Origin of the sequence: Rhizobium ruizarguesonis, assembly GCF_012349115.1 — a bacterium.
Classification (GTDB): domain Bacteria; phylum Pseudomonadota; class Alphaproteobacteria; order Rhizobiales; family Rhizobiaceae; genus Rhizobium; species Rhizobium ruizarguesonis.
In genome coordinates this window covers 43,556-68,698 of record NZ_PQIG01000087.1, presented here as the reverse complement: position 1 = coordinate 68,698, position 25,143 = coordinate 43,556, and the positions used below count along the sequence as shown (strand labels likewise).

Sequence of the window (25,143 nt, the reverse complement as noted above, 5' to 3'; positions counted from 1 at the left end):
GAGGGAGTTGTTCCATCAGAAAGCGAGACGGATCCATTGGCCGGGAACAAATCCGCCTTGGGCTTGTTTAGCGGCCGAATCGACATGGCGGGCATGAAATGACCTTCAATCTTGATCCCTACTGTGGCAGCGCGCCGGTACCTCAGCTGCTGATGTCGGACTGGAACTTCGACCCCTACCTGCTGCTTGCGATCGGCATTGCGGCGGCGTTCACCTGGCTGCCGGCGCGTCGGGACAAGCGCGTCGGGCAGTGGCTTGTCGCCGTCGCTCTTTTCGCTGTCGTCTTCGTTTCCCCGCTTTGTGCGCTCAGTTCAGCATTGTTCTCGGCCAGGGCAGTTCATCATATCGTACTGATATCGCTCGTTGCGCCGCTCGCGTGGCGCTTTGTCTTTAGCCACACGATGCTTCTGGATCGAGTGCCGTCGATCTTCATATTCGTCTTTCACACGACGATGCTCTGGCTATGGCATTTGCCCCTGCCCTACGCCTGGGCTCTCTCGGGAAGCTTTCCGTACTGGATCATGGAAATCCCGCTTTTGCTGTCGGCGGCGTGGCTGTGGAAGGAGATCCTCGATGCTCGACGGCCTTCAGGCGGCGCACTTGTGGTCTGTGCTGCAACCCTTCTGCAGATGACGGCGCTCGGGGCGTACCTGACCTTTGCATCCCATCCTCTGTTCAGTCCGCACTTCCAGACGGCGCCGGCCTATGGCCTGTCGGCGCTTGAAGATCAGCAACTCGCAGGCCTTTTGATGTGGATTCCCGCATCACTGCCCTTTGCCGCGGCCTTCCTGTTCAGGATCGCTCAAGCCATCACCCGGCCGAGCGGTGGGCTCGTGGCCGGACGGAACCCAGTCGCGGTGAGATTGCCGCGTTAGGCTTCGTCGCATGGTCGGCGAGCACTTTGCCGAAGCAGCGCCGCGCCGCAGTGGTCTCTTCGCGCAACCGCACGACGGCAGGCATGCCGTTCGCGTCTCATAAGGCCAGCGCCATGACAATTGCTGAGCGGGCCGGGAACAGTTTGGCGCTTTTGAAGTTCTGATGCCACCAACCAGGAGACCAGACCATGAAGAAAATCATCATCGCCTCAATCGCGATTTCACTTGCTGGACCCGTCATGGCCCAATCAGCCGCGGAAAAGACCGGAGTCAACTCGCTAATCGGTGTTGCACCGAAGACTGCTGACTTCGTGCAGGAGGCCGCCACCAGCGATATGTTCGAGATCGAATCCAGCAAGCTGGCACTCGAGCGTGGCGATGCTGCAACCAAAGCCTTTGCCCAACAGATGGTGACGGATCACGAGAAGACGAGCAGCGAGCTCAAGGCGCTGATTTCCGGCGGCAAGGTACAGGCGCAGCTGCCAGCCGCTATGACCAGCGCTCAACAGGACATGCTCGACAAGCTGAAGGGCCTTCAAGGTGATGATTTCATCAAGCAGTATCATTCCGATCAAAAATCCGCGCACGAGGACGCGGTTGATCTCTTCAAGCGCTATGGCGAAGGCGGTGACAATCCGGAGCTGAAAGCTTGGGCGGCAAGCACGAAGCCTGCGCTTGAACATCATCTGCAGATGGCGGAAGGCCTTGACAAATAGTCTTCTGCGGTTGCGCTTGTAACAAGGAGATGGAGCATCTCCGTGATTTGGAGAAGGCGGAGATTCTCCAGGAACCCTCCTCCCTCTTGAAAGTTAGTCGGCCGGATAACGCAGGACGATCAAGAGTGTCCGGCCCGCGATTATCTTAGGCGCCTCAATGGGAAATCCCTCCGCTCCGGCCGGCCTTCAGATCAACCATTGTCGCGCGAAGCTGCAGGAGCTCATCAACGATCCTGTGCCAACACTCGTCGTCGGCTCTGGCGATCGACAGCATCGAAGCGCGCATCGTCGGAAGCAAACGCATGAGCGCCGGATATCGGACGGCACACGGCATCGAGCGTGGCCGGATTCGCGGCGATCGCTTTGAAATAGACAAGTCTGTCCATCACAGCACACTGGTTTCGCCAATATCGACGGCAGGCCGCAGCGTTTCGCAACGCGGTGCTTTCGTCGAGTTCGATACGCTATTGAAATCCATATGCATATATCGCATCAGGCCACTGAGTTTGCGCTGGTCTCGAATGCCGCACTCGAACCAGGATACAAGTTCCCTCGCAACATGCTGCGCCGCCGGACTGGCAATCCCACATGATTTTTCTAGACACCAACCCCGCAAAACGGCCTGCAACATGGCGATATCACCAGGCTGCAGAGCCGGCTTCGTAATTCCAGAGCGCTGCGTCACATCGTGTTCCTCCCAGGCATGTAAGACGATCCTAAAATTCCAGATTTTCGATTTCAACCGCTGGTGCGGAAGCGTACGAATCCGACCCCTTTCACCTTGGCGTCGACGGAGGAACCATCCCGGCACGATCGTGTTCGGCGGATTAAATGAACATGGTATGGCAAGCTCGAATATGGTACCCACAGCCGGTCAGAGCGGCCTGAAATACGGCGGCATGATCACGGTCCAAACGACTTTTGCAGGCGTCCGCTATGAAATCGCTCAGTCCGGTCGCTGGAAAGACGATCGTCATCATCGGAGGCCCCGGTTTTCTCTCAGACGGCGTCAGCGAAGCATGGGCCGCCCGTCAAGCCGTGGTCGTCATCAGCAGCGTCGATGTGGTCGTGATGCATAGCTCAAATGAAACCTTGGCGTGCGACGCCGCGATCATCGACGTTACCCTCTCCGACCAGGCGATGCTGACGATGAACGAATGGCTTGAGACGCGGCGAATACCCTTCGTCTTCGCTCAAGGGGATCGGTGCGAAGTGCTCTCAGCCGGCTTTGTCCTCAGCAATCGCCCCGCCGACATCAACGCGATCGTCGCCGCATTGTTCGGACCCGGTGCGGGTTACTATCACTAGATCCATGCGTTTGCGTACGCAGCGTTGCGCTCAGCGTGTGCGGACCTCATGATGGTCGCTGCATAATTCGAAGCCTTTATACCAGGAAAGGCACATGGCCCTTGATTCAGCTGACCTCAGTCTGCGGGCGATTTTTAACACCATCTGTTGCGAGACGGGAAAGCCTCTACGCGCTGGCGCGCAGTACGTGACTGCATCCGTGGCGGATCTGCCTGGCATATTCGGATGCCGGCCTGCGCTTTTCCAAGGACGCGAGCCCGGAACCTTTCCTTGCGGCAGAGGTTTGCGGTCTTTGACAAGCAGAGAACGAGTTCGATGCCCAATGCCGCCGATATATTGATAGACACGCTGATCGAGTGGGACGTGAAGGTCATCTTCGGTCTTCCTGGAGACGGCATCAACGGGATCATGGAGGCGTTGCGCAAGCGCCAGGATCAGATCCGGTTCATCCAGGTCCGGCATGAGGAATCGGCCGCCTTCATGGCGAGCGCCTACGCCAAGTTCACCGGGAATCTCGGCGTTTGCGTTGCAACGTCGGGCCCGGGCGGCACGCATCTGCTGACGGGTCTTTATGACGCCAAGCTCGACCAGATGGAGGCGGACCGAAGCAGTCCCTTGAAGCCGCAGGCCGTGGTTCGAGCGTTCGACAGGCACGTCGCCGGTGACGGTGTCCTGGTGGCCGATTCCGGCCAGAACACCGAGCTCGCAGCGCGCCACATCGACCTCGGCACGAGAAACCAGTTCACCGTGTCGGGTGCGCTCGCCTCGATGGCGTCCGGCTTGCCCTATGCGATAGCCGCCGGTGTTGCCGATCCGGAACGGCCGATCTACGCGGTCATCGGCGATGGCGGATTCAGCATGCAGCTCGGCGAATTCTCGACCGCCGTTCGCATGTATGGCGGCCGGAGAAGGGGAAAAGGAAATGTCCGAAAACACCACCGACTTGCCGGGCATCCCTTGAAGCGTGGAGGCCCGATCTCTCGCGTGAGCTGATGGAAAGTGCATTGTGAAAAGCTTGTCTTCAAGCGATGGCAATCTTCGCGCCGCGGCTCATCGGCTGCGCCGGCTATTGGCGTCCATACCGGTGGGAGCGATCGCTGGCCTTCTCGTTTCTATCCTGATCGTGGTTTTTCTCTTTCGCTACATCACCGACGCTGATGCGCGCTTCGATCCAAAGACCGCCGCGATGACGGCAGGCGACGCAACGAAAGGAAAACTGGTTTTTCTGGCCGCCGACTGCACCTCCTGCCACGCGACCCCTGGTCAGCCAGACCGTTTGAAACTGGGCGGCGGTCTTGCTCTCGCCTCGCCGTTCGGGATATTCAGGCCACCGAACATCTCGCCCGATCCCATCGACGGCATCGGGTCATGGTCGGTCGCCGATCTGGCCAATGCGTTGATTGCCGGCGTCTCACCCCATCGTGAGCACTATTATCCGGCCTTCCCCTATCCGAGCTACACCGGCATGTCGCTCGACGATGTGAGGGATCTTTACGCCTACCTGCGGACGCTGCCGCCGGTGGCTGGGCGCCCCCCGCCGCACGACCTGCCGCTGCTCTTCAGATTTCGCCGTAGTCTGGCATTTTGGAAGCTGCTGTTCTTCCACGAGGGCAGGTCCGAGGCGACGATCGGTGGTGACGCCGCTGACGATCGCGGCGCTTATCTGGTCGAAACGCTCGGCCACTGCGCCGACTGTCATTCGACCCGGAACATATTCGGCGCCATCAAGCCGTCGACGCGCTTTGCCGGAGGGCCGGACCCCGAGGGCACCGGCTTTGTGCCGAACATCACGCCGCTTCGGATCGGCAGGTGGTCCGAGGCGCAGATCGCCCTCATGCTCAGCACCGGGGAGACGCCGGACCATGGCCGGGTCGGCTCCTCGATGGCGGATGTCGTCGTCAACAGTGCACAGCTGCCGCAAGGCGATCGCGATGAAATTGCGCGTTACGTCAAGTCGCTGCCGCCTCGGCAGACCCCGCATCCTTGAGTTACTGCCCATAGAGATAGGCGGCGAGATCCCTTGCCTCGGCCTCGGAAATCCCAGTTGCCGGCATGGCCGAATTCGCCGAAAAGCGTTGCGGAAAAACAATCCATTGCACCAGGTTTTCCGGCGTGTTGTTAACGACACCGCCGACATAGACGCGTTGCCGCAGATCCGTCAGCGGCCCGCCGACCTTCCCGTCGGCGCCGGGAACGCCCGGGATGAGGTGGCATCCCCCGCATCCGTAGCGGCGGAAAATCTCAGGCGCCCGCGTGGGATCGCCTGCTGTCAAGGCGATCGCGACCGCCTGCCGCCTCTCCCGGTCCTTGACAAAATTTGCTGCGACACCGATCAAGGCCAGCGCCACCACGAGGCCGGCCAGGACATAGCTAAGGCGAGTGTAAGCGACCTGCATGGGCGCCTCCTCTGTCTACGGCATTGCTCCGCGAGATCGCCATGTCGACGACCACACCGCAGGAATCGTCAGGATGACGTTGATCATCGTGCGCATGGATTCAGCAGCAACGTCGCTGCTCCCTGTAGAATGAGCGCAAAGGAAAAGGTGGATCCAACCATAACCCCGACTTTGCTGATAAAGCGGGCACTACGCGAGGCCGTCGAAACGTGGCTCTGCCATGAAATCAGCGCGCCGCCGAGCGCCAGCGCGACCGCCAGAAAGGTTACGAATATGATCCAGCCAGTCCCCATGTCGCAATCGGCGTAGGGGAGCATCTGTCCCAGCTGGCTGCTTGCCGCCCAGGCAGCCGGCGATAACGTCAATCCGGATATTCTTGCTGCTGCGACATTCATTGGCGAGGCACCCAATAGATGCAGAGGTAGAGCGGAAGCCAGGTAATGACCACAAAGTTCCAATAAAGCGCGTTGTCCTGAACGTCGCCGTAACGACGAGCGTTGTCGCCGTGCCGGGAAAACATCAGACATGTCAGCACCAGCGTGTCGATAAGATCGGTAAGAATATGCGTTGTATGCAGCCCGAGCAGGGTGCAGACGATTGAGCCATAGGCATTGTCATCCCAACTAATATGCAGAGCCGGAAATTCGAAGACGCGCACAGCAAGCGGGGCAAGGCCAAAGAGCGACATCACCACGAGACCGATCTGCACCCTCCTCAGTTTCTTCTGCTTGGCCCAACGCGATACCACCACGTTGGGGATCACGCTGACAAGAAGCAGCCCCGTCAGGCAAGTACCGGCCAGCAGGTCGGGTGGCGGCGCATCTATCGGCCATTGCGGTGCAAGGCTCATCAGATAGAAATAGACGGCAATCGCCAAACCGAAGCCCGATCCTTCGATGAGCATGAATGCTCCCGTTGCCCACCAGGTCGGTGAGGCGGTACCCATCCCGTGCAAGGGCAGTCTCGAGACGTCGAGCACGATCCGATCCTTCATGACTCATCCTCCGGGTTGCCCTTGGGCCAGAACCATCCAATGAGCGTGGCTGCAATTGGAATGGAGCCCCAGACCACGGCCCAGGGTGAAAACATCGACCAGATCAGCATGACCGAGGTGGCGATGGCCGCCCATAGCGGCCAGACGCTGTCACGCGGCGACGACTCGCGCGCCTCCGGCAGCGCTTCGACAACGCTGGTCACCAGAAGCTCCCGGCGATCCGTACTCAGCCCGCTTGCAACGGACAGCTCACCATCGTCGGGCAAAGGGGTCTCGCGTGCATCGATCACAGGAATGCGACGAAAATTATAGGGCGGCGGCGGCGACGATGTCGCCCATTCCAGGGTCGTTGCATTCCAGGGATTGGACCCAGCCGGCAGTCCGCTTCGCCAACTACGGACGATGTCGATGAAGAAAACGAGAAAACCCAGTGAGAGGACGACCGAGCTCAGACTGATGAAAAGGTTCAAACCGGCCCAGGGAAGCTCGGGCTGATATGTGTAGACGCGGCGCGGCATGCCGACCAGTCCGAGTATATGCATTGGAAAAAACGTCAGGTGAAAACCGATGAAGATCAACCAGAACGACCAGTGGCCCAGGGTTTCGCTCATCATCCGGCCGGTCATCTTGGGAAACCAGTAGTAGACGGCGCCAATCAACGGGAAGACCGCGCCGCCGATCAGCACGTAGTGGAAATGCGCGACGACGAAATAAGTGTCGTGCACCTGGGTGTCGAAGGGAACCGAGGCCACCATGACGCCGGTCAGGCCGCCGATCACGAATGTGACGATGAAGCCGATGACGAATAGGAGTGGCGTTCGAAAGACCGGCCGCCCCGCCCACATCGTCGCCAGCCAGCAAAAGATCTGGATACCCGCCGGAACCGAAATGGCCATGCTGGACGCGGTGAAAAAGCTCTCTCCGAGCCGGGGCAATCCAACCGTGAACATGTGATGCACCCAGAGCCCGAATGAGAGCACGCCGGTCGCAATCAGCGCCATCACCATCGGCATGTAACCGAAGAGCGGGCGCCCGACGAAAGCCGGCAGAATGGTCGACACCATTCCGACGGCTGGGAGAAAGATGATGTAGACCTCGGGGTGACCGAAGAACCAGAACAGATGTTGCCACAGCAGTGCGTCGCCTCCTTCCGCCGGATTATAAAACTGAGTTCCGACCAGGCGGTCTAGGATCAGCGTCGAACTGGCGAACATGATTGCCGGCAGGGCCATGATGACGAGGAACGACATGACGAGCATCGCCCAGACGAGCACGGGGATCTTGTCCAACGACATGCCTGGTGCACGCTGTTTGAAGACGGTGACGACGATCTCAACGGCGACAGCGAGCGCCGAGACCTCAGTGAAGGTGATCATTTGCGCCCAGATATCGGCCCGTTTGCCAGGTCCATATTGGGGCCCCGACAGCGGCACGTAGGCAAACCATCCGACATCCGGGGCGGTGTCGAGGGCAAAAGACAGCCAGAGAAGAATGCCCCCGAAGAGAAACATCCAGTAGGAGAAGGCATTCAGCCTGGGAAAGGCGATATTGCGTGTGCCGACCATGAGAGGAACGAAATAAGCCGCCATGGCTTCCATCACCGGCACCGCGAAGAGGAACATCATGTTAGTCCCGTGCATGGTGAAAATCTGGTTGTAGCGATCGGGGCTGATCAATCGTGCCTCCGGCTGCGCCAGCTGCAGGCGCATGGCAAGCGCCAACAATCCGCCGAGGATGAGAAAGATGAAAGCCGTCACGATATAACGTCGGGCAACGACCTTGTGATCAACGGATGCGACGACGCCCCAGAAGCCTGGAACCGCACCCCAAGTAGCGGCAAGCTGGCGCTCGACTTCGGCGTCGGCGAGTTCGATGTCGATCGGTACGGCCGAGGCTTGGTTCTGTTTCATCGCAGACTTTCCATATAGGCGGAAAGCTGCCGCAGCTCATCGGCCGTCAGCGGCACGATCGGCATGTTGTTTCCGGGTTTCAGCGTCTGGGGATCGGCAATCCAGGCGGCGAGCGAGCCACGGGTGGTCTCGAGCAGGCCGGCTGCAATGGTGCGGCGGCTTCCGACATGAGTGAGATCGGGTCCGGTCGATCCCGACGCCGGCGTTCCGCGGATCGTATGACAGGCGGCGCACTGCCTTGCCAGAAAGACCGATTGGCCGGCGATCGCCTCGGCTGCGCTCGGCGCTGCGCCGTCCAGCTGCTGCCCGGCCAGCCAATGCTGATAGTCGGCATCGTCTTCGGCGAGGACGACGAAGGCCATGTGGCTATGCTGAAGCCCGCAGAATTCGGCGCATTGGCCGCGATAGACGCCCGGCCTTTCGGCCCGCAAGGTCAGGATATTTTCCCGCCCCGGGATAAGATCCAACTTGCCTGCGAGGCTCGGCACCCACAAGGAATGAATAACGTCGGCTGCCTGAAGTCGAAGTCGGACGGTTTTGCCGACCGGAATGTGCAACTCGTTCGCCGTCTGGAATAGCTGCTTTTGATCCGGACTGGTATAGATGAACTGCCACCACCATTGCTGCGCCCGGACGATGATCGTCACATCGGCGTCTCCACCACTGTTCAAGGCGCGTGTCGTATAGAAACTTGCGACCGTGAGGATGCCGACGATGACGGCGGTGGCGGCTGTGGCCGTCGCCACGGCAATCGTCATTGCCCGCTCCGACCGGTGATCGTGGCCTGCGGTCTGGCCGTTGCGGCGCACCAGCGCGAATACCATGACGCTCACTACCGCGAGCCAGATGGCGGCCGCCACCAGCGCAATGAAGATGATCAGGTTCTTCAGCGCGATAGCCGCCTCACCTTGAGCGTCAAGAACCGATTGGACGCTGCTGCACCCGGAAAGCACGATCAAGAGCCCGAGCGGCAGATGGAAAACCTTCACGGTGATGGCCCCTGCTCAGTATGGAGCGGGACTGGGCCCTGCTCGAAAAATATGGCGGCGGGCGCCCGGTTTTCGGCCGGTCGCGTGTATCGATTGTCATCACGGCCGGGGGCGACAGAGCTGGCGGAATAGGATCCGATCGACTTGACATAGCCGGCGAGCTGCCAGATCTGGTCAACCGTCATCTTGTCTTTGAAGGCCGGCATCCCATGCGGTCGCCCGTCACGGATGGAGGCGACGATCGAGATCATCGAAGGGCCATAAAGCCACCACCCGTCGAGGAAGGAAGGACCAGCCCCACCTCTGCCGTCACCGTGACAGGCAGGGCAGCCGAACCAGGCATAGAGCCGCTTGCCCTGACTGAGGTGGTAGCCGCTTGTCTCATAACGCTTGTTGAGAGCAAAATAAGTTTCGGGTGGTGCCCCACCAATACCGTTTTCCATCAGCCGGATTTCGTCGAGCGCTGCCGATACCGGCGGATCGACGCGATACTGCCTTGCCTCCCGCAGCCAGCCGACAGCGGTGGCGACCACGATGCCAAGGATTGAAACCAGGATGCTCGAATACCAGCCAAGCCTCCCCTTCCAGATCGTCTGCGGCATCGCCTGATCCTTTGCGTCTTTATTCCAACGGCGCCGCGTCGGACCGGCTGAGGCGCACTGGCAATAGCTTATAAGCCGGCGTTTTTGCCTTCTCGTCGTGGTGGCTGAGCGGAAATAGCGGATTGGCTTCGGGATAATAGGCTGCGCAACACCCCCGCGGAATATCATAGGGGACGATCCGGAAGCCGGAGATCATGCGCTTGGTCTCAGGGTCGATAGCCGTTAAGAGATCGACGCGGTCTCCGTCGACAAAGCCCAGTCGGGCAATATCGGCAGCGTTCAAGAAAACCACGCGACGGGTGCCGTCGACACCACGGAAGCGATCGCCATAGCCGTAGATCGTCGTGTTGAACTGGTCGTTTGAGCGCAAGGTCGCAAGATGAAGGACCTGTTCGTCTCCGACGGTTTCGAACTGCGGAAACAGGCGTGGCGGCGTGATAAAGTTGGCTTTTCCGTTCGGTGTTACCCACCGGCGTTCTCTTGCCGGCAGCGGCCGCGGGAAACCACCGGGTTGGAAGAGCCGCTGATTGAACCCCTTAAAGGTTTCCGGATAGGTGCGCTCGATCGCATCACGGATTTCGGAGTAATCCGCGACCCAGTGATCCCAAGGCACGTTGCCTTGCGTCAACGTAGCCTTCGCCATTCCGGCGATGATGGCCGGCTCAGATAATAGTTCGGGACTGGCCGGTGTCGCCCTGCCCCGCGAGCCGTGGAAATGCGCCAGCGAACTTTCTATCGACACCGCCTGCGGGCCGCTGGCCTGCTTGTCGATCTCCAAGCGGCCAAGACATGGCAGAAGGTAGGCGATCTCGCCGTGGATAACATGGCTTCGATTGAGCTTGGTGGCGATTTGCACGGTGAGACGCAGCTTTCGCCACGCAGCTTCCATCGCCGTCGTCTCGGGCGCAGCGCGCAGGAAATTGCCGCCGAGACTGATGAAGGCCCTGCTTTCTCCACCAAGAATGGCTTTGCAAACTTCGACGGTGGTATGCCCCTTCCAGCGTGGCGGATCGAAGTGATAGAGTTCCGCCAGCTTGGCCAGTGGCGCAAGATCCGGCTTTTCGGTGATGCCGACCGTGCGTTGGCCCTGGACATTGGAGTGGCCTCTCACCGCGCAGATATTGGCCCCGGGCTTGCCTATATTGCCGCGCAACAAGGCGAGATTGACGACCATCTGAACGTTCTGAACGCCCATTACATGCTGGGTCAATCCCATCCCGTAGACCATGAGAACGGCATCCGAAGCGGCATAGGTGCGGGCGGCATGTCTCATCTGCGCGCGCGTCAGGCCGGATATCTGTTCCAGCTCCGGCCATTCATAGCGTCTGGCGGCGGCAGCGAACTCGTCGAAACCGGATGTGTGTTCGGTGATGAAATCATGGTCCAGGACGTGCTTGCTGTCGACCGCCCGCATCGAGGCTGCAAAAGCAACGGCTGCCGCATTGGCAGGATCGCCCGGTTTCGCGTCGGAGCCTGAAACTTTGCTCAAGCCGGAGCCGTGGAGGGCATCGTCGGCCTCGATCAACGCCTTGCAGACGCCGAACATCGCCGCAATATCTCCGCCGTTCCTGACTTGGTAATATTCGCTGGAAATCGGCGTCTCCTTGCCGGTCAGCATCTGGCCCGGTGCCTGCGGATTGATGAAGCGCTGCAGCCCTGGTTCTCTAAGCGGATTGAAGGTTACGATCTTCACCCCACGGTCGACCGCGTCCTGAAGGTCGTGCAGCAGCCGCGGTGACGACGTCCCGACGTTCTGGCCGATATAGAAGATGCAGTCGCAATTTTGAAAATCGGAAAGAACCGCCGTGCCGACAGAAGCGCCGATGCTTTCCGGCAGCGCGACGGACGAGCTCTCGTGACACATATTGGAGGAGTCGGGCAGGTTGTTGCTGCCGAAGATGCGGGCGAAAAGCTGATACATGTAGGAGGTCTCGAGCGAAGCCCGGCCCGAGGTATAAAACTCCACCTTTTCCGGTGATATCGCGCGCAATTCGCGGCCGATATCCTCAAAGGCGGCAGTCCACGAAACCGGAACATATTTATCAGCTGTCTGATCCCACCGCATCGGATGGGTCAGGCGTCCCTGTTCCTCCAGATCGTGGTCGCGCCAGCCTTCGAGTTCGCTCAGCGTGTGTGCTTCAAAAAAAGCCCGGTCAGCCCGTTGGTTCGTCGTCTCCCAGGCTGTCGCCTTGGCACCATTTTCACAGAATTCCAGTGGATGGGTCTTGGCGGGTTTAGCCCAGGCGCAGCTGACGCACATATATCCTTCCGGCTTGTTTTGATGCGCCAAGAGCGCCGGGCCGGAGACCGGGATATGTTCGCGCAGAAGAATTTCCCCCACCGATTTCGCCGAGCCCCATCCGCCCGCCGGCCCACTGTCAAATCCGATCCTCGGTGTTTTTCTGGGCTTAGCTGTCATGGTCTGGAATATCCTGATGGTTACTTTGCATTGCCAACACCCTGGCCCGTCGGCTGACGCTGGCGCATCCGGTCCTGGCACCGAGAGGTCGGATCAACGGTTGGGATCTGCCGTGATGCGCTTCGCCTTCCCGGTATTGGCACGCATGCCAAACTCCAGAAAGGACAGGTTGTTCCCCGATTGGTCGCGCCGCTTCACAGCGCCTCGATGTTGCGGTCGAGACGTCTCGATATCGTGCTTTCTTGCTGGTCGGAGTCTGGCGTTGACATTGAAGGCATCCGCGTTGGAGAAATCCAAACCTCCGCGAAGGAGCAGAGTTCCGCGTTTAGCCATCGCCACTCATTTTTGTCGGGCGATTCCCGATGGTCAGCTCCCGGCTTCCGTCACTTTTGATCGTTGCTCTGAGACGCCCGGATCAGTTCGACCGCACACTTGCCGATGCCGGGAGGCGCCAAGTTCGTCGTCGATGCCGTCCAAAATCTCCAGGAACCCGGAATCGACGATCGTCTTGAAGCGGGCCGAACATGGATGCAGCCGCTCGGCGCTTGCCAAAGCGTGTTCAGGGATGGGCCGAAGCTCGGTCCGCTTCAAGACGATCCTCGATAGACGCATGCAACTTCAAAGCAGCGGAACAGAAGCCGGCTCACTGCGTTGTGCCGAGCGCATAGATGCGTGGAGGCCCCATGCCTGACGAACCAGCCGCAACCGCACCTGACCTCGAACCCAGAAAAGGCAGCCCAAGCCCTCGCCTCGACGAGAGCGAATTCAAGAAACGTTTCCTGAGCCAGTTCAAGGATGGGGCGTATCAGACCCTGGAAGATGAACTCGGCAAGGTCGCAGCGGCTGCCTGGGATGCTTACGCCCATTCGCGAAAGAGCCCGATCACCCGTAAGGCTGGATTAGGCTTTGCCGATCCCGATTACGATCTCGCCGTCGATTGGCTCGCGGCGAAAGACGAAATCCACGCTGCGCAAGCGCGCTTCGAGGACGAGACCGCGCCATCGCGCGTCCTCCTCATCAACGGATCTTCGAGAAGCGAACATACCTGTCCGGGCGAGCTTTCGAAAAGTTTTCGGATGATCGAGATCGCCAAAGAAGTGTTTGCCCGAGCCGGTGCCATCGTCCACGTCCTCGACCTCAGTCGAGTCGCTTCTGAATATGGCCGACAGATTCATCCGTGCAAGGCGTGCTTCTCGACATCAGCCGCACTCTGTCACTGGCCTTGCTCCTGCTACCCGAACTATTCCCTCGGACAAATCCACGATTGGATGAACGACATCTATCCTATGTGGGTCGAGGCGCATGGCATCATGATCGTCACCCCGGTGAACTGGTACCAGACGCCCTCGCCGCTGAAACTGATGATCGACCGGCTCGTCTGTGCCGACGGCGGCAATCCGGATCCGACAAGCACCCATGGCAAACATGCCAAGGAGGCCAAGGAGCTTGAGATGCAGGGATGGGACTATCCTCGCCATCTTTCCGGCCGCCTTTTTTCGGTCGTCGTCCACGGCGATACCGAAGGTGTCGAGAATGTCCGCCGCAGCGTCTCGAACTGGCTGACGTCGATGGACCTTATCCCGGCCGGACCCTTGGCCGAGGTCGACCGGTACATCGGTTACTGGGAGCCCTACGCCACCAGCCACGATGCTTTTGAAAGAGATAAAGCCTTTCAGGAGGAAGTGCGCAACGCCGCCCGAACGCTGTTGGAAGCCATCACGTCACGACGCAACGGCAAGATGGTGACGGCGGGAAGACGGTTAGAGCAGCCGCGGGAGAAATGAGCGATCGAATGGGGGATGGTGATGACGAGATTCTACTTTCATATTCGCCACGGCGACCAGGTCGAACGGGATCTCGAAGGGATAGAATTTTCCAGCGTTCGGGCTGCCGAGCAGGAAGCCCTTAAGGCTGCCCGCGAAATGGTCGCAGAACTGGTCATGCAGGGACAGCGCATTCAGGACAAGATATTCGAGATCGATGATGAGGACGGCAACCGTGTGCTGGCAGTGCCGTTCCTGTCGACGGTGATCGATTGAGAGGTCTTGTCTGGCACGCCCGCTACGCGGCTATTTGTTGCCCGAACCTGGTTCAGCCATCTTGGCATGCTGATGCGCAAGGATGCTTGCCGGTGTCACGTTGGTGACTGCTGCCTGCAGCTTGTTCTTCCAGCCGCTGACGACATCTCCTTCGCCGTCCATCATGGCGTCAAAGCCGATCTGGGCGACCTCGGCCGGATCATCCTTCTTTGCCTGTCCGACCGAGGTGCCATGAGGTCGGCGCGCCTGAAAAACTCCGTGTCGGTCGCGCCGGGCATCAGGCAGCTGACGGTCACGCCTGTATCCTTCAATTCCTCGCGCAACGCGAAGGAGAAGCTGTTGATGAAAGCCTTCGTGCCATTGTAGACGGCCTGGTAGGAACCGGGCATGAAGCCGGCGATGGAGCCGGTGAGCAGAATGCGCCCCTCGCCGCGGCTGCGCATCAGGTTGCCGATCTGTCGGACGAGATAGATGGTGCCGACGATATTCGTATCGACGACTTTCCGAGCCTCCACAAATCCTGGTCGAGGAAACCCTTGCCGCGGCCGCGCCCGGCATTGGCCATCAGCAGATCGACCGAACGCCCGGAAGCTTCGATGGCTTCCATCAGCCGGTCGACGCCGTCTTCGGTGGAAAGGTCGGTTTCGATCGCCTGGACCGAGGTGCCAAACTCGTTCAGGCTCGCCGCTGCCTGCTGGATACGTGTCTCGTCGGCCGCAATGATCAGATCATAGCCCTCCCGCGCGGCGCATTTGGCAAGTTCATAGCCAATGCCGCGCGAGGCGCCGGTGATCACGGCGAGACCTTTACCAAGTTCATTTCTATCCATGTTTTGGCTCCTAGACTTCGGAAAAAGGTGAAGCCACCGAACCTGAAAAGAGAAGATATGTTCCGGCGAAAAACGCCTCTTCTGCGACACGCAGAAGCCTCGGGGCATTCGGCATATGGCGCGCCATGTTCAACTGCGACAAGGAGACGGCTATGCGAACCCGCCATCCCGATTCTTCCCATGCCGGCTTGACTCGTGGCGGAAGCAGAAGCGCGGTTAGTCGACCAGCTGGTTCCCAAGCAGCGACTGCAAGGTTTCACGGGCCCGGCTGACGCGGCTCTTCAAGGTGCCGATTCGGCAGCCGCAGATCCTGGCCGCATCTTCATAGCTCGTTCCAGCGGCCACCAGCGTCAGTGCGCGGCGCCTGTCGTCGGAGAGGCGCGTCAGGGCTTGTCGCAGCTCACGCTCGCGAAGCGCCCACTCCTGGCTCGGGGCGACCGCGACCTGTTCCATGGTCACATCCATTCCGACCGGCTCGCGCTTGCGCCGACGATAGTTGCTGCAGAACGTATTTCGAAGGATGGTGAAGAGCCAGGATTTGAGAGAGGTGCCGGGATGGTAGAGCTGGATCGAATTCAACGCCTTCAGCAGCGTTTCCTGGACGAGATCATTGATGTCGTCCTCACTCCGCAGGAATCTTCGGGCAAAAGCATGCAACGCCGGTGTCAGTTCGACAATCTCCAGCTCGATCGAGGATGTTTCCTCGCAATGCGACGCGGGACGTGGTGAAGATAGAGACGTCATTTTTCTCTCCTGGGATCAAAGGAAAGTTCCGGACATCTTAATTGTTGCTGTACGATATCGGACGAAAATCTCGTTTTTGCTCATCGGCAGACCTCTTCCAAAACAACAGAACGCATGAAGATGCCGGAAGGCAGTGGCGGATCGTCCAAAGTCATCGCTGGAAGGCGATACGATCCGGATTCCAAACGAGGGTTCGGCAAAAATCGTTCCAGCGCGACGCCGCACAGCATTGATAACATTCACGTTATCGGGCGAGCGCCGTGCGTAACGTGCCAGCTCTCGTGAAAAGATAGGCAGGGCAGGAACAACAAACGTCGGCAATGGTTTGATCTATCGCCGACTGCAACCCCTTGAGTCGGTCTCGTCATTGGCCGGACAGAGACGGCGCCAGCTTTACCGGGGCGTCATCTCCGCGCTCAAATGTTCGACCGAGCGAGAACTCATCAACACGCCATAGGAGGACTCGATGGCAACCGAGAAGACGCTGAACGATCTGTTCCTCGACACGCTCAAGGATATTTACTACGCCGAAAAACAGATCCTGAAGGCGCTGCCGAAAATAGCCCGCGCCGCCCAGTCGGAGGAAGGCAAGGCCGGTTTTCTGCAGCATCGTGACGAGACCCAAGCCCAGGTCGAACGTCTCGAACAGATTTTTGACATGATCGGCAAGCCAGCACGTGGCAAGACCTGCGAAGCCATTCAGGGAATCCTTGCCGAAGCTGATGAGATCATGGAGGAGTTCAAGGGCACGGTTGCCCTGGATGCCGGACTGATCTCTTCGGCACAGGCCGTGGAGCACTACGAGATCGCCCGCTATGGCACGTTGATCGCATGGGCAAAGCAACTCGGCCTCAAGGACGCCGTCCCGCTGCTGCAGGCAACCCTTGCGGAAGAAGAGGCGACCGACAAGAAACTCACGCAATTTGCCGAGACCTCAGCAAATGCCAAGGGAAAGCGAGCTGCCTGATACGGAAATGCGCCTTCACGGCCGCCGCATGGCGGCCGTTCATCGTTCGGCTTTTGCACGCCGCTTCGGCGATAGACGGCAAGCCATTATGCCTCAGTGTTAGACGAGTTCGATATGAGCGTAATCAGTTTCGATAAACTCCGCGACACCCGCGAACGGCCTGACGCCCAATTCGTCCGAAAGGACGAACACGGGCAGATCATGTATCTCTTCGCACTGGAATACGAGATGGGCCTGTCGACTTGGTCTGCCAAGATCTGGGCCTATTCATTTGAAGATGCCGAAATGCGGGTGAAGGCAATGCGTGAGAGCCTTGCGGTCTGCGGGCAGGTGCATGCGTCGATAGGCGCTTAGTCGACCGAAACGCAATCGATCGACGTTGGTGAGCTCGGTCAACAGGGGGAGCCAAATCCTGGCGACCGACGCAGTCAAGATTGGTGCCGATTCATCAAAAGCATTGAGCGTCGCCGTTGACAAATTGCACGTTGACTTCGGCCATGGCCCTTGCCAAGGACATCAATGAGCGCAATTCCGCACTAAACACATGAAAGCGAATTCCGCTCTTCAATCGGTACCAGCGGCATTCCGCAAACTCGTTTTTGGGCTGAGCCTCACACTACGTCGACGGGGCGGCTTCGCAATGGCTTGGGGTTTTTTGCAGCAAGCGATGACAGCCGTTGGACGATCATGTAGGGTCACCATTAGTCGGATTGGCTGTCTTAAGTTGGACCCAGCTCCAACGAACGGTTCACCGTGGTATGCGACTTAGGCGATTTGGGAGTTCGCGGATGCTTGAGTTGTCCAGTCTTGAATCAGAGTGCTTCTACTGGGCCAGACGCCGGGAATTAGGAAGCGCCTGGGAAGTTGTGAAAATTTCGACCGTGTTCGGGACCGCCCGCGACTATTGGGCTGTCGCCAGCACCGGATCGGATGTCCATCGTATGGTTGATGACTACGAGTTTCTGGTTCGGATCGCCATGCCGAGGGCCCTCATTCTTCACCCGCAGCAGGCCGCCGAATAAGCATCGACAACAAAAGTCCTGTCGTCGACCTTCCGCGGACGTACCGGGAAGCCAGAATTTTTCAGGCGCAGGTCATCAAGACCTGTCTCGGCCTTGTCTGCCAGCCGCGCGTCTAGGCGCCGCCAACAGAGAGGTTCAGATTGGGAAAATCAACGAGTCCGCTGGCGAATTCATTCGAATGTCGGGAAAGGCATGTTCGCACGCGCCGAATGGGACGGCGGACCAGGCGATTCGAGATTGCAGGCGAGACTGCTTGTTCCGGCGCCCAGACAAGGCCTGGCGCGCTCGTTCGATTCCTTATGCAGGCAGGCCTGAACGCTTGCATTTTCGCGAGGAGCGTAGGTTCAGTTCAATCAGGCAAGCGGTGGAACCGCCATTCTGCTCAGGTGTTCCTCTTGATCAGCAAGGAGCTTCCAAATGACTTATGTCGCATCGCCGAGCTACCACCGAGAAGACGCCAACCGCGCTTCGAACCTCCGTCAATGTCTTGAAACTGCCAGGCTCCACCTGGACGAGACTTCGCAGGCCCCGGAAACCGGGAAAATCGAGACGCTCGTGACTTCAGCCATCGAGGCGGGTTGGGACGAGAATGAAGTGCGCGAAGCATTGAGTGCCAGCGATAAGCAAAACGTAACGAGGCCGAAGCAGGAGCCACCTGTGCCAACTATGGGCGTGGTTCCCTCGTCATCTTTTTGATAGGTGGCAAAACGTGTCGGCGCCGTCGTCAGGTGCAGCGAGGATCTGCCGGGGAACATCGTCAAGCAAAACGCCTGCGCAATCCTGGGGATCAACGACCACCGTTCGCAGCAGAAAGGACCTTTCAGCGCTGGCAATCATGTCGCCCTCCCGCTTGCGGCGGCAAGAGTATCACGGTTCCGCAAGACGCCCGCCGAACCAGCGGAACTCCGTCAAATCTTCGATGCCAGGCGAGGAGGAGAACCAGGCATGCATTTAATACAAGTATTTATTCCGGCGGCGCCGCAAGTGCCGATCGACGTAGAAGACGTCATCGCGACAGTTCAGCGCGAGATGACGGAAAGGCATGGCGGGGCGACGGCATATCTCAACTCCCCGGCAAAAGGGCTTTGGTCCAACGGCGAGGGCGCGGAAGAGGATGACGTCATCGTAATTGAAGTTATGGTGGACACTCTTGATAAGGCCTGGTGGCACCAATATCGTCGCAACCTCGAACAGCTGCTCAGACAGGATGCATTGCTGGTGCGGGCACTTCCAGTCGAGGTGCTCTGACAGCCTGGAGCTCCCATGGACATGCACTGCCGCAATCTCGAGGTCTACCGCAAACGCGGCGAGTTCGCAGGTTGGCCCGCGAACTATGGTCTGTGGTCATGGGGTGACGAAGTGGTCGCCGTTTTCGCGCGCGGCAAACTCGGCGCGCAAGGGGCGCTTCACGAACTAAACCGTGATTACCCGTTCGTGCCTTGGCAGACACGCAGCCTGGACGGCGGCTTGACCTGGATGAGCGAGCCGTTTTCCGGCCATGTGCCAGGTGGGCTGTCACTTTCGGCCGATGAACACTTGAACGCCGATCTCAAGGTTCGTTCCTGTCTGTCAGCCAATGACGACCTCTGCCCCCTGGATGATCCCATAGATTTCCTCGACCCTGAGACGGTCATTCTGTGTGCCAGAACCGATGTGAGCGGCGATGCTATGAGCTGGTTCTATGTCAGCCGGGATCGGGCACTGACGTGGCAAGGTCCATATGCTTTCACTGGTCTGGACATTCCGATCTGTGCCCGAACCGATATCGTTCCTCTTGGCAGGGACGATGCGCTCTTCATGCTGAGCACCTCCAAAGAGGATGGTGCGGAAGGCAGGGTGTTCTGCGCACGCACGGCCGACGGCGGGCGCACCTTCGTCCTTCAAGGCTTTGTCGGTCCACAACCCGACGGGTATTCGATCATGCCGGCATCGACAACACTGTCGAGTGGGACCATTTTGACGCTGACGCGCTGCATGGGGACAGGCGGCGACAAGGGCTGGATAGAAGCCTTCGCCTCCGACGACCAAGGGAGGACTTGGACGCCGAAAGGCTGCATCGTCGACGACACCGGCAGCAATGGCAATCCGCCCGCTCTCGGGCGGATCGACGACATGCTTCTTCTCGTCTACGGTTATCGTGATGCGCCATTTGGCATCAGGATGCGCGTGAGCTCCGACGACGGTAGAACATGGAGCGCCGAGAAGACCATTCGGAGCGACGGCGGCACGGCTGATCTCGGTTATCCTCGCGTCGTGAAGCGAGATCAAGCGTCCATACTGGCCGTCTACTACTTCAACGACGGTGAAGGGGAGGAGCGCTACATCGCGGCCTCCATCGTCGCCCCGATCAGTAATTAACAGTGGAAGCCACGAATGTTCGCTCGTATCCACATTGGCGCCCTATTCCCGTCGTGGCGCTGAAAGCACGTTCCAGCCGACAAGTTGCACGGGACGAGATCGGAATATCGGAATTCAACGCAATGGCCCGTCAAGGCCTGGCATTTGGCAACCAGATCATTCCCGGCGACGTGCTTACAGGATTCATTCATCTCGCTGCGGCATGATCTGGATACAATTAGGTCGATCGGTCCTAGTGGACAGCTTGCGATGTCGGCGCGTTGATTCGCGTGGCCGACAGCCCGGGATACGTCCCGATCAGCAGCGTGGCAATGTCGTCGATCGCCCGATAGCCGTCTCCGTAGAAATTGAGTGCCGCGTTGCAAAGGACGTCCGACGCCTTGTTGTCGGGCGTGATCTCGTAGAACTCGTACCAGCGCCGGACAGCCTCGGATACCACCGCAGCCACCGGCTCGACATCGCGTCCAGCCATGTGGATCTCCTTGTTCAGCGATGAAATCTAGGACCGCGCCGAAAACCTTCAACCACCAAGCAGCCACGGCGCGGGCGCCTTGGTGCAAGGTCGGGACCCCGGGGTAGGATTATACGCACGCTCGGCCCCGCAGCGTATATCCTGATCAAGGACTGGCCATCCGATCGCACCGCGAATGGAAGAGGTCTTCGTTGCGCAATCGGACCTTCCAGAGACCCTATGCGGTCTCGAAGCAACGAACTCGCGCTGTTCTGCGCCATTCGGCGCCTCATCGAAATCAGCTTTTCATCGCGCATCGCTGCGGTCGCACCTGGAGACGATTAGGCCGGTGCCTGTTTGCTTTCCGCCTTTTCGTCGGCGGCGTTCTCGGCGCGCTCCGCTTTTTCGGCGAGCGTCTTGCTCATCTTTCGCAACTCCTCCTCATCGAGCTTTTCGATCCCGACGAATTTATTCTGAGCCTGCGACGTTAGGATGAGCTCGTCAAGCTTTGCCTGCAGGGCCTTTCCATCGCGGTTCTGTGAGTTCTGGAGAACGAAGACCATTAGGAACGTTATGATAGTGGTGCTCGTGTTGATCACGAGCTGCCAAGTCTCGGAATAACCGAAGAAGGGCCCAAGCATCGCCCAACCGATCACAAGTGTGACGGCGACAACGAAGGTTCCGGGCCTGCCCGAGAGGTCGGAGATATGGGTAGCGAACTTTGAAAAAAACTTGGACATACATTCCTCCAGCGCTGGCAAAACGCGACAACAAAGTTGCGGTTCCGCAGCCTCATTAGAGCGAACTGAGGAACTCTTCCGTGGTAAGCAGATCGAGCTGCACAGAAAATCTGTCGCCCAGCACTTCAAGTGATGCGTCGTGCGTCTCGTCGGCGCCGCTGCACACGGCATCGCGCAGCACGATCACGCGATATCCCAGATCGATCGCGCCCATCGCTGCAGCAAGCACGCAGACGTCGGTCTCCCCTCCGGTGAGAACGAGTGCATCGACTGCCTCCGTTGACAGGATTTGGTGAAGTTCACCGTCTATCCACGGCGAATATGTCACCTTGTCGAATATGCGTGCCGGCGGGATAAGATGCGTCAGCGTTGGCACGATGTCGAGCAAACCCGGATCGAGTTGCGCGCGCGTCATTGTCCGCCATTTTTGGTAGTAGGCCCGCCACATCCCCGACATTTGTTCCGGCTTTTCCGGCGTGATGAAGCGGGTGAACACCGTCCGCTCGGCATAGCGACTGGCTATTTCCTCGATCTGAGGCGACACTTCCCGCATCCATGGTACATGCCAGGGCGTGTCCTCCGCGAACACCCGCTGCATGTCGATACAAAGATGGATCCAATTCTCGTTCATCGGCTTTCCTCCCCCTTCGATTTTAACTTCGTGGGCATGGAGAGGTTCCTAATGGCAACCACGAAGGCTCTCGACGACCTTTCCTTGATACGCTCGAGGACATCTATTTCGCCGAAAAGCAGATCCTGTAGGCCGGCCGAATTTGGCGTGGGCGCCGCACAATCCGAAGAAGGCAAAGCAGGATTCCTGCAGCACCGCGTCGAGATTGCAGGCCGGTTCGAGCGCATGAACCGGTCTTTGAGGCCGTCGGAAAACCCGCGCTTGGCAAGACCTGCGCAGGCATCCAGGGCATCATTACCCAAGGCGAGGAGATCCTAACGAGAAGGCCTGTGGGATAGACGAGGCTTGCACCGTTTGCTGGACACGGCAGCCTGCCTCGCCCTGTCGGCCGGCCAGGCGGACGACGAGCGGTGGTCGACCTCCAACAGTAGACGGCGCTTTGAGGGACTTGACTGCACCTTTCTGAATTCGCTGACGTCGATCTTGGAGGGAAGAGGTGGTGATCTCGCCTGCGTCGTGCTCGATCGGGCTGATATGAAGGGAATTCCAGAAGGGACCGGCATCTTGCCGATAGCCTAGGATTTCGATACTCATCCCGCGACGCTCGGCGACGGCAAGCCGGGTCGCGGCGACCGCGGCCGAAGAGGATCCTGCTCCTTGCAGGAAGCGGCAATTCCTGCCGAGCATTTCGTCGGAGGGGCAGCGGGTTGACAACTCGACGAGCCGGACGAACCGGTTCACGAATTCGGGCTGATACTGGAAAAGATCAACAAGCAAGCAGTACCTCGCCGGCCATCGCGCGCGGGAACATAACGACCACCTGCTTGACGCCTTGATCCAGCAGCTGAAAATCCTATCAGTGCATACTCGCTCCTCAGTAGCCGCCCACGATCGGAAGAATTTCGCCGGTGATGTAGCTGGACATCTGCGCCGACGCCAGGAATACGTATGCCGGCGCGATCTCTTCGGGCTGGGCAGCGCGCTTCATCGGCGTCTTGCCGCCGAACTTCTCGATATCGTTCGCTTCCTTGTCCGATGGGTTGAGTGGCGTCCAGACCGGGCCGGGGGCGACTGCGTTGACGCGAATGCCTTTGGGGACCAGCTGACCGGAGAGTGCTTTTGTAAAGGCGTGAATTCCGCCCTTCGTCATGGAGTAGTCCAACAGTTCCTTCGAGCCTTCGATGCCGGTTACGGATCCTGTGTTGATAATGGCAGAACCGTTCTTCAGATGCGGGATCGCCGCCTTGGCCATAAAGAAATAGCCGTAGAGATTCGTCTTCAACGTCTCGTCGAAATGCTCGTCGGTCAGATCTTCGATCTCCGCCGCGTGCACCTGGAACGCTGCGTTGTTGACCAGAATGTCGAGCTTGGAATACTGCTTTACGGTCTTTTCAACTGCCGTCCGGCAAAAGCCTGCATCCTTGACGTCGCCGCGAATGATCAGGCATTTCCGGCCCTCCTTTTCGACGGCGGCCTTGGTGATATCGGCGTCCTCGCTTTCGTCGAGATGTACGATTGCGACGTCGGCGCCTTCCCGCGCGAACAGGATGGCCACGGAGCGACCGATGCCGGAATCACCTCCAGTGATCAGAGCGACCTTGTCCTTCAGCTTTTCCGAACCTTTGTAGAATGGCGCGTCATACATCGGCGCTAGGGGCAGATCCGCCTCGGATCCCGGCTTGTCCTGGTGCACCTTCGGAAATGGGGGTTCCGGATAGCGACGGGCGCCGGCCTGCATTGCTCCTGAAGACCTCGGCTTTTCCTTCTTGTCGGCCTTCTCGACCTGTTTCTGAATTTCGCGTTGTTTCGATGCGGTGCCTTCGGATGACATTTCTGCTCTCCCTTCGATTGTGGATATACAACGTCGGACGGCAGAAAAAGTTTGAAGGGAGTAGAAAGCCTCCGGGGCCCGGCACCCGAGAGGATGGAACTTCCAGTCGTCCTCCGACTTCCTCATCCACCCAGGAGGACGACCGTGCCAGATCCAAAGGAATCCCCAGCCGCTTTCGATGGCATCGATGCCGCCGCCATTGTGTCCGCCCGCTTTGCAGAGATGCCGACCGCATCGCCGAGACGGCGTCCGAGAGTGTGTGCGGGACGACATCGAAAATCAGGAGCTTGTTGCAGGGCGTCAGAGACAAGGTCGGCGATCGGGTGATCGCAGCGGTGGCGATCGTCGCCGCTTTCGCCTTCGTCTTCGGCGCTATCCGGGAGGAGGTGGGCATGACATCGCGTTGGGCCGGAGGCTGTCTATGCCGGCGATGCCGCTATGAGTTTTGCGGCGACCCTCCGCACTCAGGTTACGACGACCTCATCAAACTGACCGTCGGATCGCTCGACCACCCCGAGCGAATATAGCCGGCGGGGCATTACGGCGTCGAGAGCCGTCTTGACTGGGCTGACTGCGGACGCGGCCTCCCTGAGGAAGAGACGCAGGAGAAATTCTAAAAGCGGATTGAAAGAGAGCGTGGAGCAGGTTCAGCAGAAAGAACGATCAAGTGGTTTTGCTCGCTGGAATCAGTCCTGCCAGCGACTTAGTCGGGCTTTGGCGCGGCGTCGGCATTCCGTCGGGGCATCGACTCGATGGAGTGCTCGAAAACTTGCGGTGGACCGGCAAGCGGTTCCATCCCGACTTCAGGGCCGACGGCCTGCTTTTTCAATGGCGACCGGATAGTCTCGTGCCGATCGAGCCATCGTTTCTCCCGATCAGGCTCGCAATCCGTATCGCCCCGTTCGGGCGCACTTTCGTGGCGCGGACCGTGTTCCCATATTTGCAGAACATGTTGCGTGCCCGTGGAACAACAGCGTCGGCCAAGCTCAGGATGGTTGACGGCGAGGAGACGGCGGCGATGGTCTACGACAAACAGATCGTCGACTACTATCGCAGGATAGATGACCACGAGGTTGCCGGGATGATGTGCGTCGAAGGTGACGAGAGAAGGTACTTCTTCCGGCTGCGAAAGGTTGAACCGTCATTTCGCGACGGCGTCGCTTGAAGCAGAAAGCGGCCCTTTTCGAAACGCCCGACGGACATCGACGATGTCATCAGCGGCAGTTTGCACAACTTATCCCCCAAAGCGTTCGTAAGGTTCGGCTAACACCGCGGTCTTTGAAAAATCGCGCAGGAAGATCAATTCGGCCCGATCAGCCTCG

Annotated in this window: 29 protein-coding genes and 4 pseudogenes; 16 read left to right on the top strand and 17 right to left on the bottom strand. The window is 59.0% G+C overall.

What is annotated here, in order from left to right:
- Positions 1-98 precede the first annotated feature (98 nt).
- Both C3Y91_RS21170 and C3Y91_RS21165 read left to right on the top strand, forming a co-directional pair.
- Positions 99-875: a cytochrome c oxidase assembly protein gene (locus C3Y91_RS21170; RefSeq protein ID WP_130773494.1), complete on the top strand. Its 777-nt coding sequence runs from the start codon at positions 99-101 to the stop codon at positions 873-875.
- Between the two features lie 188 nt (positions 876-1,063).
- On the top strand, positions 1,064-1,591 hold the full coding sequence (locus C3Y91_RS21165) for a DUF4142 domain-containing protein (RefSeq protein ID WP_130773492.1): 528 nt from the start codon (positions 1,064-1,066) through the stop codon (positions 1,589-1,591).
- A gap of 224 nt (positions 1,592-1,815) precedes the next feature.
- On the opposite strand, the gene C3Y91_RS21160 is transcribed toward C3Y91_RS21165, so the two are convergent.
- Positions 1,816-1,977 (bottom strand): hypothetical protein, encoded by a 162-nt coding sequence (locus C3Y91_RS21160; RefSeq protein WP_245495592.1) that lies wholly within the window; start codon positions 1,975-1,977, stop codon positions 1,816-1,818.
- Positions 1,977-2,276: a hypothetical protein gene (locus tag C3Y91_RS21155; RefSeq protein WP_130773490.1), complete on the bottom strand. Its 300-nt coding sequence runs from the start codon at positions 2,274-2,276 to the stop codon at positions 1,977-1,979. The genes C3Y91_RS21160 and C3Y91_RS21155 overlap by 1 nt, the downstream gene beginning before the upstream one ends.
- Before the next feature lie 251 nt (positions 2,277-2,527).
- Here C3Y91_RS21155 and C3Y91_RS21150 point away from each other — a divergent pair, with 251 nt between their 5' ends.
- The 3 genes and pseudogenes from C3Y91_RS21150 to C3Y91_RS21140 all read left to right on the top strand — a co-directional run bounded on the left by C3Y91_RS21150 (position 2,528) and on the right by C3Y91_RS21140 (position 4,886).
- The gene (locus C3Y91_RS21150) at positions 2,528-2,899 is read left to right on the top strand and encodes a response regulator (protein ID WP_130773488.1); all 372 of its coding nucleotides are present in this window, start codon (positions 2,528-2,530) and stop codon (positions 2,897-2,899) included.
- Between the two features lie 315 nt (positions 2,900-3,214).
- A pseudogene (locus tag C3Y91_RS21145) lies at positions 3,215-3,790 on the top strand (thiamine pyrophosphate-binding protein); the annotation flags it as partial.
- Positions 3,791-4,043: 253 nt separating this feature from the next.
- The gene (locus C3Y91_RS21140; protein WP_343227737.1) at positions 4,044-4,886 is read left to right on the top strand and encodes a c-type cytochrome; all 843 of its coding nucleotides are present in this window, start codon (positions 4,044-4,046) and stop codon (positions 4,884-4,886) included.
- Between the two features lies 1 nt (position 4,887).
- Here C3Y91_RS21140 and C3Y91_RS21135 read toward each other — a convergent pair whose 3' ends face one another.
- The 8 genes from C3Y91_RS21135 to C3Y91_RS21100 all read right to left on the bottom strand — a co-directional run bounded on the left by C3Y91_RS21135 (position 4,888) and on the right by C3Y91_RS21100 (position 12,800).
- Positions 4,888-5,295, bottom strand: coding sequence for a c-type cytochrome (locus C3Y91_RS21135; protein WP_130773482.1), 408 nt, complete (start codon positions 5,293-5,295; stop codon positions 4,888-4,890).
- Positions 5,296-5,378: 83 nt separating this feature from the next.
- Positions 5,379-5,690 (bottom strand): hypothetical protein, encoded by a 312-nt coding sequence (locus C3Y91_RS21130; protein WP_130773480.1) that lies wholly within the window; start codon positions 5,688-5,690, stop codon positions 5,379-5,381.
- Complete coding sequence (locus C3Y91_RS21125) at positions 5,687-6,289, bottom strand: cytochrome c oxidase subunit 3 (protein ID WP_168575763.1); 603 nt, start codon at positions 6,287-6,289, stop codon at positions 5,687-5,689. Before C3Y91_RS21125 ends, C3Y91_RS21130 begins: the two co-directional genes overlap by 4 nt.
- Positions 6,286-8,199 carry a cytochrome c oxidase subunit I gene (ctaD, locus tag C3Y91_RS21120; RefSeq protein ID WP_168575762.1) on the bottom strand — a complete coding sequence of 638 codons (1,914 nt, stop codon included), beginning with the start codon at positions 8,197-8,199 and terminating at the stop codon, positions 6,286-6,288. Before ctaD ends, C3Y91_RS21125 begins: the two co-directional genes overlap by 4 nt.
- Positions 8,196-9,188 (bottom strand): cytochrome c oxidase subunit II, encoded by a 993-nt coding sequence (gene coxB, locus C3Y91_RS21115; RefSeq protein ID WP_130773474.1) that lies wholly within the window; start codon positions 9,186-9,188, stop codon positions 8,196-8,198. Before coxB ends, ctaD begins: the two co-directional genes overlap by 4 nt.
- Positions 9,185-9,790: a c-type cytochrome gene (locus C3Y91_RS21110; protein ID WP_168575761.1), complete on the bottom strand. Its 606-nt coding sequence runs from the start codon at positions 9,788-9,790 to the stop codon at positions 9,185-9,187. Before C3Y91_RS21110 ends, coxB begins: the two co-directional genes overlap by 4 nt.
- A gap of 19 nt (positions 9,791-9,809) precedes the next feature.
- Positions 9,810-12,209: an FdhF/YdeP family oxidoreductase gene (locus tag C3Y91_RS21105; RefSeq protein WP_168575760.1), complete on the bottom strand. Its 2,400-nt coding sequence runs from the start codon at positions 12,207-12,209 to the stop codon at positions 9,810-9,812.
- Positions 12,210-12,575: 366 nt separating this feature from the next.
- Positions 12,576-12,800 (bottom strand): hypothetical protein, encoded by a 225-nt coding sequence (locus tag C3Y91_RS21100; RefSeq protein ID WP_130773468.1) that lies wholly within the window; start codon positions 12,798-12,800, stop codon positions 12,576-12,578.
- Between the two features lie 92 nt (positions 12,801-12,892).
- Between C3Y91_RS21100 and C3Y91_RS21095 the strand changes: the two genes are divergently transcribed.
- Both C3Y91_RS21095 and C3Y91_RS21090 read left to right on the top strand, forming a co-directional pair.
- Positions 12,893-13,993 (top strand): flavodoxin family protein, encoded by a 1,101-nt coding sequence (locus tag C3Y91_RS21095; protein WP_130773466.1) that lies wholly within the window; start codon positions 12,893-12,895, stop codon positions 13,991-13,993.
- 21 nt (positions 13,994-14,014) lie between these two features.
- Positions 14,015-14,248 (top strand): DUF6894 family protein, encoded by a 234-nt coding sequence (locus C3Y91_RS21090; protein ID WP_245495591.1) that lies wholly within the window; start codon positions 14,015-14,017, stop codon positions 14,246-14,248.
- A gap of 30 nt (positions 14,249-14,278) precedes the next feature.
- Here the strand turns inward: C3Y91_RS21090 and C3Y91_RS21085 are convergent.
- Together C3Y91_RS21085 and C3Y91_RS21080 are read right to left on the bottom strand one after the other, a co-directional pair.
- Positions 14,279-15,077, bottom strand: a pseudogene (locus C3Y91_RS21085) (SDR family NAD(P)-dependent oxidoreductase).
- A gap of 216 nt (positions 15,078-15,293) precedes the next feature.
- Entirely contained in the window at positions 15,294-15,821 is a 528-nt protein-coding gene (locus C3Y91_RS21080) for a sigma-70 family RNA polymerase sigma factor (RefSeq protein WP_130773462.1), read from the bottom strand.
- Between the two features lie 466 nt (positions 15,822-16,287).
- On the opposite strand from C3Y91_RS21080, the gene C3Y91_RS21075 reads away from it, so the two are divergent.
- The 6 genes from C3Y91_RS21075 (at position 16,288) to C3Y91_RS21050 (ending at position 20,168) form a co-directional block, all read left to right on the top strand.
- Entirely contained in the window at positions 16,288-16,788 is a 501-nt protein-coding gene (locus C3Y91_RS21075; protein WP_130773460.1) for a YciE/YciF ferroxidase family protein, read from the top strand.
- 114 nt (positions 16,789-16,902) lie between these two features.
- Positions 16,903-17,142, top strand: coding sequence for a hypothetical protein (locus C3Y91_RS21070; protein WP_130773458.1), 240 nt, complete (start codon positions 16,903-16,905; stop codon positions 17,140-17,142).
- A 434-nt stretch (positions 17,143-17,576) separates the two neighbouring features.
- A complete protein-coding gene (locus tag C3Y91_RS21065; RefSeq protein ID WP_130773456.1) occupies positions 17,577-17,810 on the top strand; it encodes a hypothetical protein in 234 nt (77 codons plus the stop codon).
- Between the two features lie 417 nt (positions 17,811-18,227).
- Entirely contained in the window at positions 18,228-18,506 is a 279-nt protein-coding gene (locus tag C3Y91_RS21060) for a hypothetical protein (protein WP_168575759.1), read from the top strand.
- Positions 18,507-18,509: 3 nt separating this feature from the next.
- Positions 18,510-19,058, top strand: coding sequence for a hypothetical protein (locus C3Y91_RS38015; protein ID WP_246780208.1), 549 nt, complete (start codon positions 18,510-18,512; stop codon positions 19,056-19,058).
- A 15-nt stretch (positions 19,059-19,073) separates the two neighbouring features.
- Positions 19,074-20,168 (top strand): sialidase family protein, encoded by a 1,095-nt coding sequence (locus C3Y91_RS21050; RefSeq protein WP_168575758.1) that lies wholly within the window; start codon positions 19,074-19,076, stop codon positions 20,166-20,168.
- Between the two features lie 232 nt (positions 20,169-20,400).
- Here the strand turns inward: C3Y91_RS21050 and C3Y91_RS21045 are convergent, their stop codons facing one another.
- The 3 genes from C3Y91_RS21045 to C3Y91_RS21035 form a co-directional block, all read right to left on the bottom strand.
- Positions 20,401-20,640 carry a hypothetical protein gene (locus C3Y91_RS21045; protein WP_130773450.1) on the bottom strand — a complete coding sequence of 80 codons (240 nt, stop codon included), beginning with the start codon at positions 20,638-20,640 and terminating at the stop codon, positions 20,401-20,403.
- A 320-nt stretch (positions 20,641-20,960) separates the two neighbouring features.
- The gene (locus tag C3Y91_RS21040; RefSeq protein WP_130773448.1) at positions 20,961-21,359 is read right to left on the bottom strand and encodes a low affinity iron permease family protein; all 399 of its coding nucleotides are present in this window, start codon (positions 21,357-21,359) and stop codon (positions 20,961-20,963) included.
- 55 nt (positions 21,360-21,414) lie between these two features.
- Positions 21,415-21,990: a cysteine hydrolase family protein gene (locus C3Y91_RS21035; protein ID WP_168575757.1), complete on the bottom strand. Its 576-nt coding sequence runs from the start codon at positions 21,988-21,990 to the stop codon at positions 21,415-21,417.
- A gap of 51 nt (positions 21,991-22,041) precedes the next feature.
- On the opposite strand from C3Y91_RS21035, the pseudogene C3Y91_RS38010 reads away from it, so the two are divergent.
- A pseudogene (locus C3Y91_RS38010) lies at positions 22,042-22,307 on the top strand (YciE/YciF ferroxidase family protein); the annotation flags it as partial.
- Here the strand turns inward: C3Y91_RS38010 and C3Y91_RS21030 are convergent.
- Both C3Y91_RS21030 and C3Y91_RS21025 read right to left on the bottom strand, forming a co-directional pair.
- On the bottom strand, positions 22,285-22,677 hold the full coding sequence (locus tag C3Y91_RS21030; protein ID WP_245495598.1) for a hypothetical protein: 393 nt from the start codon (positions 22,675-22,677) through the stop codon (positions 22,285-22,287). The pseudogene C3Y91_RS38010 and the gene C3Y91_RS21030 overlap by 23 nt on opposite strands.
- Before the next feature lie 187 nt (positions 22,678-22,864).
- Complete coding sequence (locus C3Y91_RS21025) at positions 22,865-23,821, bottom strand: SDR family oxidoreductase (RefSeq protein WP_168575756.1); 957 nt, start codon at positions 23,819-23,821, stop codon at positions 22,865-22,867.
- 290 nt (positions 23,822-24,111) lie between these two features.
- On the opposite strand from C3Y91_RS21025, the gene C3Y91_RS38005 reads away from it, so the two are divergent.
- A complete protein-coding gene (locus tag C3Y91_RS38005; RefSeq protein WP_245495589.1) occupies positions 24,112-24,348 on the top strand; it encodes a hypothetical protein in 237 nt (78 codons plus the stop codon).
- Between the two features lie 96 nt (positions 24,349-24,444).
- Positions 24,445-24,986 (top strand): annotated as a pseudogene (locus C3Y91_RS21015) (GXWXG domain-containing protein).
- Positions 24,987-25,143 lie beyond the last annotated feature (157 nt).

Bases quoted from the DNA above. Each gene is read 5' to 3' on its own strand.
- C3Y91_RS21035 (WP_168575757.1), bottom strand. From the start codon at position 21,990: ATGAACGAGAATTGGATCCATCTTTGTATCGACATGCAGCGGGTGTTC.
- C3Y91_RS21095 (WP_130773466.1), top strand. From the start codon at position 12,893: ATGCCTGACGAACCAGCCGCAACCGCACCTGACCTCGAACCCAGAAAA.
- C3Y91_RS21165 (WP_130773492.1), top strand. From the start codon at position 1,064: ATGAAGAAAATCATCATCGCCTCAATCGCGATTTCACTTGCTGGACCC.
- C3Y91_RS21030 (WP_245495598.1), bottom strand. From the start codon at position 22,677: ATGCTCGGCAGGAATTGCCGCTTCCTGCAAGGAGCAGGATCCTCTTCG.
- C3Y91_RS21130 (WP_130773480.1), bottom strand. From the start codon at position 5,690: ATGAATGTCGCAGCAGCAAGAATATCCGGATTGACGTTATCGCCGGCT.
- C3Y91_RS21150 (WP_130773488.1), top strand. From the start codon at position 2,528: ATGAAATCGCTCAGTCCGGTCGCTGGAAAGACGATCGTCATCATCGGA.
- C3Y91_RS21060 (WP_168575759.1), top strand. From the start codon at position 18,228: ATGACTTATGTCGCATCGCCGAGCTACCACCGAGAAGACGCCAACCGC.
- C3Y91_RS21040 (WP_130773448.1), bottom strand. From the start codon at position 21,359: ATGTCCAAGTTTTTTTCAAAGTTCGCTACCCATATCTCCGACCTCTCG.
- C3Y91_RS21050 (WP_168575758.1), top strand. From the start codon at position 19,074: ATGGACATGCACTGCCGCAATCTCGAGGTCTACCGCAAACGCGGCGAG.
- C3Y91_RS21105 (WP_168575760.1), bottom strand. From the start codon at position 12,209: ATGACAGCTAAGCCCAGAAAAACACCGAGGATCGGATTTGACAGTGGG.
- C3Y91_RS21045 (WP_130773450.1), bottom strand. From the start codon at position 20,640: ATGGCTGGACGCGATGTCGAGCCGGTGGCTGCGGTGGTATCCGAGGCT.
- C3Y91_RS21080 (WP_130773462.1), bottom strand. From the start codon at position 15,821: ATGACGTCTCTATCTTCACCACGTCCCGCGTCGCATTGCGAGGAAACA.
- C3Y91_RS21070 (WP_130773458.1), top strand. From the start codon at position 16,903: ATGAGCGTAATCAGTTTCGATAAACTCCGCGACACCCGCGAACGGCCT.
- C3Y91_RS21135 (WP_130773482.1), bottom strand. From the start codon at position 5,295: ATGCAGGTCGCTTACACTCGCCTTAGCTATGTCCTGGCCGGCCTCGTG.
- C3Y91_RS21090 (WP_245495591.1), top strand. From the start codon at position 14,015: ATGACGAGATTCTACTTTCATATTCGCCACGGCGACCAGGTCGAACGG.
- C3Y91_RS21025 (WP_168575756.1), bottom strand. From the start codon at position 23,821: ATGTCATCCGAAGGCACCGCATCGAAACAACGCGAAATTCAGAAACAG.
- C3Y91_RS21170 (WP_130773494.1), top strand. From the start codon at position 99: ATGACCTTCAATCTTGATCCCTACTGTGGCAGCGCGCCGGTACCTCAG.
- C3Y91_RS21065 (WP_130773456.1), top strand. From the start codon at position 17,577: ATGCTTGAGTTGTCCAGTCTTGAATCAGAGTGCTTCTACTGGGCCAGA.
- C3Y91_RS21075 (WP_130773460.1), top strand. From the start codon at position 16,288: ATGGCAACCGAGAAGACGCTGAACGATCTGTTCCTCGACACGCTCAAG.
- C3Y91_RS21125 (WP_168575763.1), bottom strand. From the start codon at position 6,289: ATGAAGGATCGGATCGTGCTCGACGTCTCGAGACTGCCCTTGCACGGG.
- C3Y91_RS21160 (WP_245495592.1), bottom strand. From the start codon at position 1,977: ATGGACAGACTTGTCTATTTCAAAGCGATCGCCGCGAATCCGGCCACG.
- C3Y91_RS21110 (WP_168575761.1), bottom strand. From the start codon at position 9,790: ATGCCGCAGACGATCTGGAAGGGGAGGCTTGGCTGGTATTCGAGCATC.
- ctaD (WP_168575762.1), bottom strand. From the start codon at position 8,199: ATGAAACAGAACCAAGCCTCGGCCGTACCGATCGACATCGAACTCGCC.